Raw genomic sequence first — 17,527 nt, 5'->3', positions numbered from 1 at the left:
ATATTTCTTATAAATAAATATGAAATAACTCATTGAACCTTGCATGAGACTGGGTTAGTATAAATACAGAATAAAACAAAGTAACGTGGTCGGATTTTAAAGATTGATGTGAGGTGGATGTTGTTGCAACTTCAAGTGACAAATAGTCCGTTTACTAGCGAGCAGGCGGAATTAATCAACAAGCTGCTCCCAACTTTAACGGAGGCACAAATTAATTGGCTGGGTGGATATTTAACGTTTTATCGTGCAGGGGATGTTAGCGTTTCGGCATCGTTAGAAGCAGCAAGCAACGTATTGGAGGCACCTGCCGCAGCAGCTGTACCTGTAGGTCCTCGCGAAGCGACGATTTTGTTCGGATCACAGACCGGCAATTCACAGAGATTGGCGGGACGCCTTGCAGACAAGCTCAAAGCCCAAGGCTTCGAGGTTACCTTGTCGGCTATGAACCAGTACAAGACGAATAACCTCAAAAAAGCCGGTTATTTGTTCGTTCTCGTCAGCACGCATGGCGAGGGAGATCCGCCGGATAATGCTTTAACCTTTCATGAGTATTTGTACAGCAAGCGTGCACCGAAGCTGGATGGTACAAAGTTCTCCGTGCTTGCGCTGGGTGATACGTCGTATGAGTTCTTCTGCAAAACAGGCCAAGATTTTGATACCAGACTCGCCGAGCTTGGTGCAGAGCGAATCGCAGATCGCGTAGATTGCGATGTGGATTTCGAGGACGCTGCTGCAGGCTGGATAACAGCTGTGAACAGTGCTGTAAGTGCCGTTTCAGCTTCAGCATCGACGCAAAGCACGCCTGGAACAGCAGCTGTATCTACAACTGCTGCAGCTGATTCGGAATACTCACGGTCCAATCCGTTTATGGCGGAAGTGCTGGATAACTTGAACTTGAACGGCAGAGGCTCGGATCGCGAGACTCGCCACTTGGAGCTATCGCTTGAAGGCTCAGGCCTGACGTATGCGCCTGGCGATGCAGTTGGCGTCTATCCGCAGAACGATCCTTCACTAGTAGATGATATTATTTCATTAATGCAATGGAATCGGGAGGAAGCGGTCGTAACTGGCAAATCAGGCGAGACTTCTTCTTTGTATGCAGCGCTTCTTCATCATTATGAAATTACGGTATTGACTAAGCCATTACTAGAAAAAGCGGTTGCCTTCTCTGGAGATGGCAAGCTGGCTGAACTAGTAAAGCCGGAAAATAAAGAGAATCTGAGAGCTTATATAAACGGGCGCGATCTGCTTGATCTGCTTCGTGATTTCACGCCGTGGACGCTGTCCGCTGGTAACATTGCGACTCTGCTTCGCAAGCTGCCGCCGCGCTTATATTCCATTGCCAGCAGCTTGAATTCTCATCCGGAGGAAGTGCATTTGACGATCCGGAAGGTAGAATATGAGGCGAACGGCCGTAATCGGAAGGGCGTATGCTCGGTGTATACCTCGGACCGTCTTGTGCCGGGCGATAAGCTGCCTATTTTCATTCAACAGAATCCTAATTTCAAACTGCCAGTTAATCCAGAGACGCCGGTTATTATGGTGGGACCAGGTACAGGCGTAGCGCCGTTCCGAGCTTTCATGGAGGATCGTGAGGAGCTGGGCGCAACAGGGGAAACATGGCTTTTCTACGGCGATAGGCATTTCGTCACGGACTTCCTGTATCAGACTGACTGGCAGCGTATGATGAGAGACGGCGTATTGAACAAGCTGGATGTCGCATTCTCCCGTGATACCAAAGAGAAAGTCTATGTTCAACAGCGGATGCTAGAAAATGGCGAGCAGTTGTACCAATGGCTGAACAACGGCGCACATGTGTATGTCTGCGGGGACGAGAAGCATATGGCACATGATGTGCAAGCGGCGCTGATTACGATTATCGGGCAATACGGCGGTCAATCTCCAGAGGAAGCTGCTGCTTATTTGTCGGAGCTTCAAGCACAAGGACGTTACCAACGCGACGTATACTAGGCGCTTGATTGGAAGCGCGTCATTTTATAGATGTAAAAAGCATGTACCCATCATGTGGGCAAAGGAGCTAACAGCAATGGCGAAAAACCATAAGGTAGAGCCAATCGGCGGACCGCCGAGTGACGTGGAGCAGTTGAAAATAGAAAGTAATTATTTAAGAGGATCATTGACGGGTTCTCTAGCAAATCGTGTAACGGGCGGATTGCCTGAGCTTGACAATCGCTTGCTTAAATTTCATGGCAGCTACATGCAGGATGACCGTGACTACCGTCAAGAGCGCGAAAAGCAAAAGCTGGAGCCTTATTATCAGTTCATGCTTCGCGTCGTTACACCGGGCGGTATTTCCACTCCTGAGCAATGGCTCGTTATGGATGAGCTTGCCGACAAATACGGTACGGGCAGCCTTCGTGTAACGACACGGCAGGCATTCCAGCTGCATGGCGTACTGAAATGGAATTTGAAAAGCACCATTCAAGAAATCAACGAGGCATTGCTTACTACGTTGGCTGCTTGCGGTGACGTTAGCCGTAACGTGATGTGCAATCCGAATCCATACCAATCGGACATTCATAGCGAGGTTTTTTACTGGTCGCAGCAATTGACGTCCCATTTGGCACCGAAAACCCCTGCCTATCATGAAATTTGGCTCGATGGCGAGAAGGTTGTAGACAGTCTTGAGCAGCAAGGCGAGGTAGAGCCGATTTATGGTCCTGTATACCTGCCGCGGAAGTTCAAGATTGGCATCGCCGTACCGCCATCCAATGACGTTGACGTATATTCGCAGGATCTTGGCTATATTGCTATCGTTGAAGATGGCAAGCTGGTTGGCTTCAACGTTAGTGTCGGCGGCGGCATGGGAATGACGCATGGCGATACAGCTACTTATCCACAGCTGGCTCGCGTTATCGGCTTCATTACACCAGACCGTGTTCTCGATTTGGCGGAGAAGGTCGTTACGATTCAGCGCGATTACGGCAATCGCTCCGTACGGAAGAACGCTCGTTTTAAATATACGATTGATCGCCATGGCTTGGAGTGGTTCGTCGATGAGCTGACTGACCGTTTGGGCTGGGAGCTGGAGCCTGCGCGCGAGTTCAAGTTCGAGCATACCGGTGACCGTTATGGATGGATAAAAGGCAAGGACGGCAAATGGAATTTGACGCTATATGTTCAGAGCGGACGGATTGCGGATTATGAGGGCTACAAGCTGAGAACGGCACTTCGTGAAATCGCGAAGATTCATACGGGTGATTTCCGTCTTACAGCTAACCAGAACCTGATGATCGCCAACGTGGCTAGCCAGAAGAAAGCGAAAATTATGGCTTTGCTTAAGGACCACGGCATTGCGGAGAGCTCGCAGTATTCGGCTATACGCCGAAGCGCTTTGGCTTGCGTATCACTGCCGACATGCGGACTTGCAATGGCTGAAGCTGAACGTTATTTGCCGACGCTGCTCGATAAGCTGGAGCCAATTCTTGAGGAAGCGGGACTGCGTGATGAAGAGATTAATATCCGTATGACAGGCTGCCCGAATGGCTGTGCCCGTCCTGCACTCGGAGAAATTGCTTTCATCGGCAAATCGCTTGGCAAATACAATATGTACATGGGTGCCGGCTTCTCGGGCGACCGCCTCAGCAAGCTGTATCGTGAGAACATCGGTGAAGAAGAAATCATTGATACGCTGAAACCGATCATTAACCGCTATGCGGCTGAACGGGATAATGGAGAGCATTTTGGTGATTTTGTTATCCGTGCCGGTTATGTACAAGCTGTGACGAACGGAATGAACTTTCACGATTAAGGATAATGAAAAAGACGGTGCAGTATGATTCTGCATCGTCTTTTTGATGTTCATCATTTTATCGTAGGGGCGCGTATTTACGGGTTGGCAGTTCCAAACCAAGCACGATGCAGAGCATGAACGCCCTCTATTATTGCTTCTTTGCTCAATCCTCCGAAGCCAATCTGGACCATGGAGCGTTCGGCTTGCGCCTTTTTTGCCCAAAAGCGTGATACAGGGTAGACCTTTGCACCTTCCTTCTCTGCCGCTTGGACCAGCTTCTGTTCATTCATGCCATTATGTACACACAATAAAATATGAAGTCCTGCTGCCTGCCCGATGATAGTGGCTTGAGAACCCATCAGCTTTTCAATCGTTGAAATTAATGTGAATTGCTTCTGCCGGTATACGTTGCGCATTTTGCGAATATGAGCTTCCCAATGACCATTGCTCATAAACAGCTCCAATGTTTTTTGATGAAACCAGGACACTGTTTGGTCATACAAGCGATAGCCTTTTTTTTGATGAAGCTCCATCAAGGTCTGAGGCAGAACCAGATAGGCGATGCGTAATGAAGGAAGCAGGCATTTTGAGAAGGTCCCTAGGTAGATTGTGCGATGATTGGTATCCAAGCCTTGCAGAGAAGGGATGGGTTTGCCGACATATCTGAACTCGCTATCATAATCGTCCTCTATAATGAGACCGTTGTGGTCAGCAGCCCATTTCAGCAATTGCATTCTTTTGGCAAGCGGCATGACCATTCCATAAGGGAACTGATGGGACGGAGTAATGTATACGATGCGGGCTTTGCTTGTATAAAGTTCTTGAATATTAAGCCCGTCCTCCTCCAGTGGAATGGGATGGATGTGTAATCCATGATGCCGGAAAATCGTCCGAACCCCGTCATAGCCTGGCTCCTCCATTGCAATGCTTTTGCTATCATCTCCTATTAATCCGCATAATACATCAATCAGATATTGAATGCCAGCTCCTATCAGAATTTGATCAGGGGAGCAATGAACACCCCTTGAGCTGTATAGATACTTAGCAATTTCTACTCGCAGCTCAGGCTCTCCAAGCGGATCGCCATAGGCAAACATCTTCAGTTCATTCTGATGTAAGGTATGATTGGTGAGCTTCCGCCAGGTAGCAAAGGGGAAATGCTCCGTATCTATATTGCCGTAACGAAAATCATATCGGATCGCAGGACTGTTCTGCTGCTTGCTCGCTATTGACCAATTGTTATAGCTTGGATGCGGAGAGGGCAATGTCTCCAGTTCGAGGTCCGTAACGTATAATCCGCTCCTTGGTCTGCTATGCACATAGCCTTCGGCTATTAATTGCTGGTAGGCTAAATCCACCGTATTACGGCTTATATGGAGATGAGAAGAGAGTGCTCGGATGGACGGCAATCTTGTGTGTGCGGATAGATTACCGCTCAGAATTTCTTTCTTAATATATTGATAGAGCTGAGAGTATAGCGATTCCCCGGACGTTTCCTTTAGAATCACTGTTATATCGATCATGAGTATTCTCCTCGCTCTGTGATATCTGTCCCTAAATTAAAGTTTGGAAATATTCATACTTATAGGGTCAGTGGTTGATAACAATTATATCAGTTCAAATCAACACCGCACAGCAAGTTACTCAACTAACGATCTTTCACTAACGAGCGTATCCAGTATCTTTCTCCGATTATCTACCTGCACACATTTGATGAGAAGTAAGGTATGAGGTAATCTCACTATTCTATGAGCCTAAACTCATCAAAAAGCTTGCTGATCTTTAGATTAGGGGTATTGTATGAGGCAAAGCTCATAGCTCAGGAGCCTAGCTTCCCGAAGTATGAGGTTAGCCTCATAGATCAGCTCAGTTCGTATTATGCAACTGTAATATAGGCGGTTTACTTCATGGATTAGCGTAATTTCCTCATACGCATGCATAGCAGCTTTCAGCAGGGCGGTGTGCAGCAGCAAATCAAAGGCTAGGCAACATAAGCAACAGCATATAAAGCAACAACACAGCATAGCAACATAAGCAAGATATGGAATAAGCAACATAAGCAACAGTAAAGCAACGGCACAGTAACATACCTACAAATCTACACCGGCCAGCAAGTTACTCAACTAACGATCCCCACCAACTAGCGTAACCAGTACTTCATCTTTACTATGTACATTCACACATTTGATGAGAAGTATTGTATGAGGTAATCACACTATTCTATGAGTTTGAACTCACTATAAAGTACGCTGTTCAATAGGTAACAATGATTGTATGAGGCTAACCTCATAGCTGAGGAGCCTAGCCTCCCGAAGAATGAGGTCAGCCTCATATATCAGCTTAATTCGTATTAAGCAGCTTCAATATAGGCGCTTTTCCTCATAGATTAGCGTAATTGCCTCATTTGTATAGCAACTCAGCTCCCGGCAGGAAAGGGAAGTGGCTAAGCAACATGCCTAGTAAGCGAATCCCATAATATAAAAAGAACGTTCAAAACCAATTTCAAAGTGGTTTGAACGTTCTTTTTTTACTCTATTCCGCTAGTCATTAGTGATTCAACGCACGATCCTTATGCTTACTGAAGGCTACGAACACGGCAAAGAGCAGCAGGATGATTCCTGTAAATCTGAAGCCTTCAACGATATTGAAGGGTAGCCAGCCTAATACGGAAGAGCCGGCAACGACACCCAGCGAGAAGAAGGCGTAGAAGTAGCCATAGGCTTTGCCGCGCAGCTCTGCCGGTGTAGCTTTGATGAGCATTGTATTAATGGATGGGAATAAGAAGGCGAAGCCTACTCCATACAGGCCTAGAACGATGTAAAGGGCCCATGTCGTCGTAGATTGGCTAATCAGCAGTTGGCTTAAGCCCATCAGGCCAATTCCGATAGCCATCGTAATTGGAGGAGCAACACGATCAAAAATCCGATTAGTTGGCAATACAAATATGAGAACGGCAATGATGCCAAACGCACTCATTAAGGTGCCGCTTAATCTCGAATCATAGCCAAGGGTCTGGACATGCAACGGCAGCAAATAAGCAATTACGCCTTGTGAGAACATTAAGAAAAAGGCACCGCCATAAGCCTTTAATACACCTGCATTGAAGATTGAGCCGGGGGATGGGGCAACAACAGCCTCCTCTTTTTCTTTTTTCAACAGCTTATACTTGCTGAGGAAAATGGCAGACAGGATAGCCAATAGGAACCCTAATATAGATACGCATGTAAAAACGAATGGCACGGACGTTTTGCTTGCCGTAATGCCGCTGAAGGCAGGGCCGATAATAGCCGCTAATCCCACGAATGTTCCGGTAAAAGCGACTTTTTTCCCTTGCTGATCATTCAGTGTTGTATTCGCAGAGAAGGTAAATGCAGCTGGCACAATTAATCCGGCAACAAAACCATGGATAATCCGAACGACGATTAAGAATGCCGGCGAATCGACAAAATGATACAGCAGAAGAGCGCCGCTGGTTAGAATCAATCCGACCATTAATATTTTGAATGGACCGATTCTATCCGTCAGAATACCAGATAAAATATTGCCAAGCGTATTGGTTAGCGAGTATAGCCCCACGACAAACCCTACAATAAATGAGCTGGCACCGACCGAAGTCGCGAATGTACTCATGACAGGCAGCTGTGCGAATAAATCAATGAAAGAAAAGAATACGATACTGTACACGAACAGGGCATAGTTAAAAGGCTTTACACTATAATTGGATTGCGCCTTCTTCAAATTCCAGTCGAGTAAGAAGTTCCCCAATGGAATGAAGGCCGCGACTATTGCTGCAGCAGACCACAGCAGGCTCCACCTCACTCGAACGGCAGCATAAAGAATGGCGAGTGCATATAAGCTGAAAATCCCGCCGTGAATACTGCCTACAATGGTGACGGCTTGATCTATCCCCCAAATATATTTCAAGGGCATAGCAATACCAAGTAATACTAATAAAGAAATACCGTCTAACAGACCTGCTATACGTAAAATGTAGATTGGATGTTTCCTCACTTGTTAGGCTCCTAATGTATATTTTTGAACAGACTCCTTTATTGTAACACTTTATGAGGCAAGTAAAATAGGTGAGATTTGGGACTAAAATGTTGTATTTATGAACTTCCCGTTCTGCATGCTTTTGAGAAACAAAAAACCACCTTTAGGAGTAACGGACTACCGCTATAAAAAGTTCAAGCGACGACAGCAGCAACAGGAGACTATAGGCATTACAGTGGTATGGTGCTTTGAAGTCATTGTTCAAGCAGAAACCCACGTCCAATGGACGTGGGTTATTGTAACAGAATGAAGAGTGAATCGGTTTTGTCAGCTTGAGCAATTTTCAATGTAGTACTTGTTGGAATTTTTCAGCAAATTCCTTTATTTTGTCTACGAAAATGCCTTTTAGCTGATCCGTGCCTTCCTTGGGTGCAGCATAGGCCTTATAGCCGCCGAAGGATTCCATAAAGATGGCTGCATTTCTTAGATCATCAGAGAAATTGTCTGCTAATATTTCTTCCGTTTTCTTGGGCTTTTCGTTGCAAATGTAATAACCCATTTTTTTATTTAACAATTCATTTTGGTTTTTTTTAATGAAGTCGCGAATCGGCTTATAGATTTTCCCGTCTCTTACTCCAGCGCCTAAAATAATGCTGTCAAATTCCTCGATGTTAGGCTTATTTAGATTAATATCACAAAGAGTACAATCCGATAGCTCTTCTGATAATAGCTGCGCGCATAGCTCGGATGCTCTTGATTTGGTAGCGTATAAAACTAATGTTGCCATTGGTTCTCACCCTTTTCGCTAATAATATTCGTATCCTTTATTGTGACAACAAGGATGGTCATCATGTTGTAATGAGATGAGCGCAGGAATATCTCCTCCGAAAAGAATCTCTTATATCAACTATCTTGATATCGAAGACAGTTATATTTTAAAGAAAAGGTGATGCCCCTGTCAAGTTGGCCTAGTCCCAAGCGAGGAGGATGCACAACAACAAAACGAGACGCTCCCTCAAATTGCAAAATAAATATCGTATTCAAGCACAGGTGCTTGTTGCTGACCTATCCCAAGAGGATTCTCCAATGAAGCTTTATCAGCAAGTGGTTGATCGTGGGTTAAGCGTTGATATTTTAATTAATAACGCAGGATTTGCTACTCATGGGCTGTTTGAACAATTATCTGGTTCAAGGCAGCATGAAGAAGTGATGCTTAATGTAGTGGCTGTTGTCAATCTTACACATTTGTTCCTGCCTGATATGCTGCGAAGAAAAAGTGGAGTAGTTATTAATGTAGCTTCAACAGCGGGGTTCCAGCCTGTTCCTAATATGGCTGTATACGGAGCAACTAAAGCTTTCGTGCTCTCATTCACGCAGGCGCTGTGGGAGGAAAATCGAAAACGGGGTGTACAGTTTCTGGCTTTATGTCCGGGATCGACGGAAACAGAATTTTTCAATGTTGTAGGTGCAGATGAGGCATCTATTGGGAAACGGGATACACCTGAGAATGTGGTTCGAGTTGCTCTTCGTTCTCTACAGGCTAACAAAACATTTGCTATTCCCGGAGCTATGAATTATATTTCTGCTCAAATGTCCCGATTTATTACACGAAAACGAATGCTTTTTATTGTAGGGCGAATGCTCCGCACACGTCACTAAGCAAACAGAAGAGTACATAATCTAACAACGCATATAATAACGTAGAGATGGGGAATCTAGCTTGATTCTCCATTTTTATAATGACAAGGAATGAACAGCAGCCTTCAAACTGAAAATAATTGGTGAAACGTTTATATTTAACTATAATCACATGTGAAGAGGAAAACGATTCCTTTATTCTATATTAAATTTATAGTCTTTAATCATTTGACAGCGGTACCATATCAGATTTATAATGCAAATGAAGCATTATCGAAACGTTTCGATTAATTTGAAAGATAAGATCGAAAATTACATCCAGAGAGGTTGCAAACTATATGTCAAATGAGAATCAACAAGCTATTGGCCAGGCTGCAAGCAAGGTCAATTTACAAGAGCTAATCGAGCAAATGACGCTTGATGAAAAAGTCGCCCAGCTTATTCAGCTAGCAGTTCCCTTCTATGAAGGAGCGGTTGGTGAGGGGCAAATTACAGGTCCAATGGATTCCTTGGGAATTACAGAGTCTACTATTCATAATTCAGGTTCTGTCCTTGGCATGGCTGGGGCACAAGATATGATTAATGTACAACGGACCCATCTGAGCAAGAACCGCCTTGGCATTCCTCTTTTGATGATGGCAGACATTGTACATGGCTTTAAGACCATCTTTCCTGTGCCGCTTGCGATTGGCTGCTCATGGGATATGAAGCTTGCGGAGAAAAGCGCTGAGATTGCGGCGAAAGAAGCTGCGGTATCTGGTGTTCATGTAACCTTTGCGCCAATGGTAGATCTGGTAAGAGACCCGCGATGGGGCCGTGTAGTTGAAGCGACCGGGGAAGACCCTTATTTGAACGCTGAGTTTTCCAGAGCATTCGTGAAGGGCTTCCAAGGCAAGGATCTGGCGAATGACTTCGATAGAGTTGCAGCTTGCGTGAAGCACTTTGCAGCCTATGGAGCTGCGGAAGGCGGCCGTGACTATAATACGGTCGATCTGTCGGATCGCCAAATGCGTGAATTTTATCTGCCAGCCTATAAGGCTGCGCTGGATGAAGGCTGCGAGATGGTGATGACTTCCTTTAATACAGTCGATGGTATTCCTGCGACAGGCAACTCGAAGCTGATGCGCAAGCTGCTGCGGGAGGAATGGGGCTTCGACGGCATACTGATCTCGGATTGGGGAGCCGTTAAAGAACTGATTGCCCATGGCGTGGCAGAGGATGAATCGGAGGCGGCACTCAAAGCAATCAAAGCTGGAGTCGACATCGAGATGATGACAGCTTGCTACGTGAAGCATTTATCCGAGCTAGTGGAACGTAAGGAAGTAGACGAAGCGCTTATCGACGAGTCGGTTATGCGTATTCTTACTTTGAAGCAGAAGCTTGGTCTATTCGAGAACCCATATCGGGCAGCTGATCCAGAGCGGGAGCAGGAGATCGTATTCTGTGATGCCCATCTTAAGACTGCTCGTGAGCTGGCGGTCAAGTCTTGCGTACTGCTCAAGAACGAAGGAGCACTGCCGCTCCAGCGTGATCGGAAGCTGGCCTTGATTGGTCCTTTCGCAAGCAATGGCGACGTTCTTGGACCGTGGTCGTGGACAGGCTCCAAGGAGGATGCAATAACACTCGCAGCAGGCATGAATGAGAAGCTGACAGGCAATGACAACCTGCTGGTGGCGGAAGGCTGCGGCATCGAGACCGGGACAGAAGAGCAGTGGCAAGAAGCGCTCGCGGCTGCACAGGCTGCGGAGATCATCGTGCTTGCTCTAGGCGAGCATTCGGATATGAACGGGGAAGCTGCTTCCAGAGCGGATATCAAGCTGCCTGCTGTTCAGCTAGAATTGCTTCACAAGCTCAAAGCACTGAATAAGCCGATTGTAGTCGTTCTATTCAATGGCCGTCCGCTCGATCTGCACGGTGTATACGAGGAAGCAGATGCGATATTGGAAGCTTGGTATCCGGGCTCGCAAGCTGGTCATGCGGTAGCAGATCTATTGTTTGGCGACGCCAATCCGAGCGGAAGGCTTACAATGTCCTTCCCTTACAGCGTTGGACAGATTCCGGTTTACTACAACGCCTTCAACACGGGACGCCCTCAAGGAGCGCCTGATGCTCAAGTGCGATACGTATCCCAGTACCTGGATATTCCGAATGAGCCGCTGCTTCCTTTTGGCTTCGGGCTTAGCTATTCAGACTTTGAATACAGCAAGGCATCGCTATCTTCGGAAGTGATGACGAAGTCAGAACCGATCAAGCTAACGGTTACAGTAACCAATAAAGGCAGCGTCGCAGGAGAAGAGACAGTCCAGCTTTACGTAAGGGATATATCAGGCGAAGTTGTGCGTCCACTTAAAGAATTGAAGGACTTCCGCAAGGTTACCCTTCAGCCGGGCGAGAGCACAGAGATCGAATTCGAGCTTTCAGAGCAGCAGCTGCGCTACTATCATTCTGATCTTAGCCATGACAGCGATTCGGGAGCATTCGTTGCATTCATTGGTCCTGACAGTAAGACGAATACCAGCCTGCCCTTCCATTTGGAGAAATAATATGGAAGCAGCACATTAATTTTTCGCCATAATAACAAGCAAAAGGGCTGTCCCAAGGGACAGCCCGATTGTGTGCGGATAGGTATTGGACGGAAAGCTCTATTCTTTCACGGCGCCAATAACAATCCCTTTTACGAAGAAGCGTTGCAGTAGTGGGTACACGATTAGAATCGGCAGTGCACTGATAAAGATCTGTGATGCCCTTAGCGTACGTTTGGACATATTGGCTACAACGGTAGGGTCGAAGCCGGTTGTACTGCCTTGTACAATAAGGGTCTGCATGAAGCTGGCAAGAGGAAGATTCTCTACTCCCTTCATATAGATCAAACCGTCGAAATACGCATTCCAGTGCCCAACCATGGTGAACAAGGAAATGGTTGCGATAACGGGCAACGAGACGGGAAGATAGATCGAAATGAAGGTGCGGAAATGTCCTGCTCCGTCCATGAATGCTGCTTCTTCCATCTCCTTAGGTACGTTGCGGAAGAAGTTCAAGAGCAGAATTATGTTATAGACCGCAACGAGGCCCGGCAGAATCAATGCGAGCAGATTATTCAGCAGACCGAGCTTCATAATAAGAATGTAGCCTGGAATGAGACCGGCATTGAACAGCATCGTGATAACAAAATACCAGAGGTAGACGTTCCTGCCGCGAAACACGTTATCGTTCTTGGATAGTGCATAAGCAGCAAGAAGGTTCACAATCAGGGCAAGCGCTGTTCCGAGCACGGTACGCTGGATAGATACCCAGAGGGATGTAGTGAAATTGACATTGCCGAATGTCTCGGCGTATGCCTCTAAGTTGAATCCGATCGGCCAGAACGTAACGAGCCCGGCATTAGCTGGAGCGGTATCACTAAAGGAAACCATTAGTAGATGATATAATGGCAGTATGCAGCCAAGCGCGATTGCTCCAAGGAATAGACAGTTTAAGACGTTAAAGATACGATAAGGCAGTGTTTTGTGGTACATGAGTGGTCACCCTTTCAAGTTTAAGACATCGAAGCTGGCTTAACATTGCTACTAGAAGATTCGATAGCCGGCAAATCTATAAGCAAGACGATAAGAAACAATGATTAAGATTAAGCCAATTACCGACTTGAGCAGGCTGACGGCTGTAGCAAAGCTGAATTGTCCGCTGAGCAAGCCTTGACGGTATACGAAGGTGTCGATAATATCACCTTGTTCATAGATCATCGGGCTGTAAAGGTTAAAGACTTGGTCAAAGTTCGCATTGAGCACGTTGCCAAGTGCCAGCGTCGCGACTACGATAAGAATTGGCAAGAGCGCAGGAATCGTAATATGCGTCGTCTGCTTAAGTCTGCTGGCTCCGTCGACTTCGGCCGCTTCATATAATGCAGGGTTGATCCCAGCTAATGCGGCAAGGAAGATGATAGTGTTGAATCCGAATTCCTTCCAGACGTCACTGAATATGATCGTAAGTCGGAACCAAGTGCCGTCTCCCAAGAAGAAAATCGGCTTTATCCCCAGCACATTCGTTAACAGCTGATTGATAATGCCGGTTTGGGCGAGCAAGTCGATTAAGATGCCTCCAAGCGTTACCCACGAAAGAAAGTGAGGCAGGTAGACAAGTGTTTGGATAGAGCTTTTGAACGCCATATTACGGACTTCGTTCAATAACAAAGCAAAAACAAAAGGAACGATTAAATTTAAGATGATTTTGGAACAAGCGAACAGGACGGTATTAAAAGTAATTTTTATAAAATAATCATTTTCGAACATGTATTGAAAATGCTTCAGACCTACGAACGGAGAGCCCGTAATTCCAAGTCCAGCTTTATAGTCTTGAAAGGCCATAATGATGCCTGACATGGGGAGATAGGAAAAGATGAACGCGCACAGTACAGCTGGCAGCACCATTAGATGCAGCACCCAAGGAATTCTATATCCTCTTCTTTTTTCTGCCTTTTGGGCGGCTTTGAGATCGAGGTTTGATGAAGGCATTTGGCTCATTGTTCTCTCCCTTTCTATATATTTCTTTTGTACATGAGGTGAAACCCTACTATATAATAACAAGACGCATCGCCATCGAACTATAAGACATTGTTAGGATTGATAGGGTTCTGTAAAGCAACTTGCGAAGGAGGCAGACGAATGAAGCTCGGCAGAGGCATGGGTACAATCAAGAGAAAGATGGGCTCTAAGTTAAGCTTGTTCGCAAAAATGAATGGGCTGCTCATTCTGCTTTTTATTCCAGTTATTATCTTTTTTACATATTCCAATAGAGTTTCCTTTAATGTCATTGATAGAGAGCTTCAAGCCTCTAATATTAAACAGCTTTCTTTTCTCTCCAGCCAAATGGAATCGCGGATTAATCAGACAATGGATTTCGTCTTAACCTTTTCGAAAGACCCTAACGTACGCAAATTCAATGGCCTCAACCTCTGGGATGATACCTATGACCAGATGCAGACCAGATTTATTATTCAAGAGAAGATGATGCTGCAATCCGGGTTAACGAATATTTGGCCGGTTGAGTTCACCGTATACTCGCAATTTAATAAAGAAGCGATCTCGAACGCTAGCGAGATGGTAGAGTATGACGAGCAATATTTGAAAAGAAATGTGACGGGACAGTGGGTCTACGGTGATGGAAAAGCCGTTACATCAGAGCGGCCGCTAGCCTTCCATTTGTTCTATACCGATACACTCGGACAGCCGGACCCTGTTAAGGGAAGCAGCCTCATCATACAAGCGAGCTTCAACCATGAGAACATTCAGAATATGCTCGATACGTATAAAGACGGTGGACAAGGTGATCCGATGCTCTATCACAAGGGATATTCACCAATTCTGAACCGCAGTGTGAATGAGGAGCTTTCCAATGAGCTTATTCAGTATTTGGATAGCAAGGATTTAGGCGATATGATGCAGGAAGTGGTTGAATTAGATAACAAACGCTATTTAATCAGTTCCGTGAAATCGCTTTCACTTGGTTGGCATTTAGTGGATGTCGTTCCGCTTGAGCAAATATTGGGACCGATATCCTTTAGCCGCAACTTCTTTTATTTGGCGATGATCCTGCTCTTCATGGTCGGTATATCGGCTTCGGTCATGCTGTATCGGAATGTGCAGCGACCGATTCGCCAGCTGATTGTTGGGCTGCAGAGGGTGCAGCGGGGCGATTTCTCTGTACGGATCAGCTCGAACGTCAATAACGAGTTTGCCTTTTTGTTCTATCGTTTCAATGATATGTCTGAGCAGATCCAAAGCCTGATTGAAAATGTGCTCAATGAGAAGCTGAGGGTTAGGGAGGCAACGTTAAAGCAGCTGCAGGCGCAGATTAATCCGCATTTTTTATATAACTGCATAGGGTATATGATTAATATGGCGCAAATGAAGGATGAGGAAGCCGTGGTGTCGATGGGCCATAATCTGAGTGCCTACTACCGGTATATGACTCGGATGGAACGGCCTACGGCCTCCTTGAACGAGGAGATTCAGCTGATCATCAATTATTTGGACATCCAGAAGCTCCGCAATGGCAGGATTCATTACCATATTGATATTCCTGATGCGATGCTGACTCAGCAAGTGCCGCGCCTGATGCTGCAGCCGATCGTAGAGAACGCGGTTATCCATGGAGTGGGGAAAACTTATTCTTCTGGAGAAATTCGGATAACGGCTACGATGTCGGATGGCTTTTGCAAGCTGTATGTGGATGATGACGGCCCGGGTATGACGGAGGAGCAATTGAACGTGCTCAACCAACAGATGAGAATTCCTCTGCAAGATGATACGGGATATGGCTTATGGAATACGAACCAGCGAATTATCCATCTGTTCGGGGATAAATCGAGTCTTACGTTTAAGAAATCGGATATTGGAGGTTTCCGGTCAGAGATCGTCTGGGAGCTCCCATCTCATACACAGCGAGGCAACTACAACCAAGAAGAAGGAGTACGTTCAAATGCAGATGATCATCGTCGATGATGAAGCCCACTGGGTGGACAACCTGTCTACAACCAAACCATGGCACACCTTAGGTATTGAACAAGTCCACAAAGCTTATTCCGCACAAGAGGCGCTCAATATTATTGAATCTTATCCTATTGATATTGTAATTTCTGATGTGCTCATGCCCGAGATGACAGGGATTGAGCTGATAGAGAAAATCCGCAAGCGCGATAAAAAAATCAAATGCATTATTCTATCTGGTTATTCTGATTTTGAATACACAAAGGAAGCGCTCCGGCATCAGGCAGTTGATTATTTATTGAAGCCGCCGACAGATAATGAATTGCTGGGAGCGGTAAAAGCGGCTATTGACCAGCTGGAGGCAGAATGGGGAAATATCAGCTCTTACGAGCGGGTGGGCAATATTCTTAGAGAAAATCTGCCGCTCCTTCGCGGTCAACTGCTGCTGAGCGCCTTGCGAGGGGAAGGCTTGTCCGCTGATGAATGGGGCCGGCAGCTTGAGAACTACAACTTGCCCTTTCAGTGCGGAGAATGTGCTTTGCTGCTCGTGCGAATGGAAGAAGAATTCGGGCAATATCGCAGCAACGGACAGCATCTGATGGAATATGCGATTATTAATATTGCCGAAGAGATATTTGGAGAATTCGCTTATGTATGGGGTGTGAAGGAAGAGCATGGTTATCTTGCTTTTCTGCTGCAGATTAAGGAAGAGCACTCAGATGTTGACAATGATTCGATGCTGGAGAAGGCTTCCATGCAGCTTCAAGCGAAGGTGAAGCAGTTTTTGAAGGGCTCCCTTTCTATTGTGATGACGGAATCTTTTTATTTCCCTGACAAGCTTGCGGACCGATACCGTCATGCGCTCGCTTATTTCCGCCAAATTGTCGGAGATGAGCGTGAATTTGTCATGAGAGCTGGCGATCTGGAGAATCAGGTGTCCGAAGGTGCCTTGGATATTATTCATGCCCCGCCGGGCTTGAAAAATCTGCTGGAGGCGCAGCGCTGGGAGTCGGCAGCAGATAAGCTGACTCAGGTTTTTGCTGAATTGGATGAGAAGTGGTCTGACTCCTGGGAGCATTGTCTGGAAGCGGGATATATGATCGCGTCCGCCTTCACCCATTATTCGCATCGCAACGGGCATACGCTGGAGGGGCTGCTTGGTCCAGATATTGAGCTTATGCATACCGGTGAGGCCTTTGCCTCCATTAGCAAGCTTCGAAGCTGGGCCTTTGGCACATTGGGCAAGCTGAAGGAGAGATCATCAAGCGAAGTTAAGGATATCCGCTCGGTGTATGTTCGCAAAATTCAAAGGTTTGTCGAGTTGAATTTGCATCATGATGTATCCCTTCGAGCGCTTGCCGATCATGTTAACCTTCACCCAACGCATCTTTCCAAGCTGTACAAAATTGAGACAGGGGAAGGCGTCAGCGATTTCGTATTCCGGCTTCGAATGGAGACAGCCTGCCACAAGCTGAAGACGACGGATAAGAAGGTGTATGAGATCAGTGCGGAGATCGGTTATTTGGACCCTGCCTATTTCATTAAGGTGTTCAAAAGGCAGTTCGGAAGTACACCGCAGGAATACAGAGAAGCAAATTAACAACATGACAGAGTCCTATCGAAACTGAAAATATCCTATAGATGACTTCTAGTCCCCGTT

11 protein-coding genes are annotated in these 17,527 nt (G+C 46.2%); 6 read left to right on the top strand and 5 right to left on the bottom strand.

The genetic code is table 11. From position 1 onward, the window contains the following. Positions 1–123: 123 nt before the first annotated feature. Positions 124–1,971, top strand: coding sequence for an assimilatory sulfite reductase (NADPH) flavoprotein subunit (locus tag AC50YO_RS16560; RefSeq protein WP_494848763.1), 1,848 nt, complete (start codon positions 124–126; stop codon positions 1,969–1,971). A 76-nt stretch (positions 1,972–2,047) separates the two neighbouring features. Beyond that, positions 2,048–3,772, top strand: coding sequence for an assimilatory sulfite reductase (NADPH) hemoprotein subunit (cysI, locus tag AC50YO_RS16555; protein ID WP_494848762.1), 1,725 nt, complete (start codon positions 2,048–2,050; stop codon positions 3,770–3,772). Positions 3,773–3,849: 77 nt separating this feature from the next. Here the strand turns inward: cysI and pdxR are convergent, their stop codons facing one another. From pdxR to AC50YO_RS16540, 3 genes are all read right to left on the bottom strand, one after another. Further along, the gene (pdxR, locus tag AC50YO_RS16550) at positions 3,850–5,277 is read right to left on the bottom strand and encodes a MocR-like pyridoxine biosynthesis transcription factor PdxR (protein WP_494848761.1); all 1,428 of its coding nucleotides are present in this window, start codon (positions 5,275–5,277) and stop codon (positions 3,850–3,852) included. A gap of 1,024 nt (positions 5,278–6,301) precedes the next feature. Beyond that, on the bottom strand, positions 6,302–7,765 hold the full coding sequence (locus AC50YO_RS16545; protein WP_494848759.1) for an MFS transporter: 1,464 nt from the start codon (positions 7,763–7,765) through the stop codon (positions 6,302–6,304). 325 nt (positions 7,766–8,090) lie between these two features. Further along, the gene (locus AC50YO_RS16540) at positions 8,091–8,534 is read right to left on the bottom strand and encodes a flavodoxin domain-containing protein (RefSeq protein WP_494848757.1); all 444 of its coding nucleotides are present in this window, start codon (positions 8,532–8,534) and stop codon (positions 8,091–8,093) included. Between the two features lie 200 nt (positions 8,535–8,734). Here AC50YO_RS16540 and AC50YO_RS16535 point away from each other — a divergent pair, with 200 nt between their 5' ends. Both AC50YO_RS16535 and bglX read left to right on the top strand, forming a co-directional pair. Continuing rightward, positions 8,735–9,406 (top strand): SDR family NAD(P)-dependent oxidoreductase, encoded by a 672-nt coding sequence (locus AC50YO_RS16535; protein WP_494848755.1) that lies wholly within the window; start codon positions 8,735–8,737, stop codon positions 9,404–9,406. 317 nt (positions 9,407–9,723) lie between these two features. Then, complete coding sequence (gene bglX / locus AC50YO_RS16530; RefSeq protein WP_494848753.1) at positions 9,724–11,928, top strand: beta-glucosidase BglX; 2,205 nt, start codon at positions 9,724–9,726, stop codon at positions 11,926–11,928. A 99-nt stretch (positions 11,929–12,027) separates the two neighbouring features. On the opposite strand, the gene AC50YO_RS16525 is transcribed toward bglX, so the two are convergent. Together AC50YO_RS16525 and AC50YO_RS16520 are read right to left on the bottom strand one after the other, a co-directional pair. Beyond that, positions 12,028–12,900 carry a carbohydrate ABC transporter permease gene (locus tag AC50YO_RS16525; RefSeq protein WP_494848751.1) on the bottom strand — a complete coding sequence of 291 codons (873 nt, stop codon included), beginning with the start codon at positions 12,898–12,900 and terminating at the stop codon, positions 12,028–12,030. Between the two features lie 51 nt (positions 12,901–12,951). After that, positions 12,952–13,902, bottom strand: coding sequence for an ABC transporter permease (locus tag AC50YO_RS16520; RefSeq protein ID WP_494848749.1), 951 nt, complete (start codon positions 13,900–13,902; stop codon positions 12,952–12,954). A 141-nt stretch (positions 13,903–14,043) separates the two neighbouring features. Here AC50YO_RS16520 and AC50YO_RS16515 point away from each other — a divergent pair, with 141 nt between their 5' ends. Then, on the top strand, positions 14,044–15,882 hold the full coding sequence (locus AC50YO_RS16515; protein ID WP_494848748.1) for a sensor histidine kinase: 1,839 nt from the start codon (positions 14,044–14,046) through the stop codon (positions 15,880–15,882). Beyond that, positions 15,860–17,467, top strand: a complete 1,608-nt coding sequence (locus AC50YO_RS16510; protein WP_494848745.1) for a response regulator transcription factor — start codon at positions 15,860–15,862, stop codon at positions 17,465–17,467. Before AC50YO_RS16515 ends, AC50YO_RS16510 begins: the two co-directional genes overlap by 23 nt. The last annotated feature ends 60 nt before the right edge of the window (positions 17,468–17,527 follow it).

It is taken from the genome of Paenibacillus sp. J22P59, assembly GCF_059383895.1.
The sequence above is the reverse complement of the archived record's forward strand: the minus strand, read 5'-3'. Positions and strand labels throughout refer to the sequence as shown.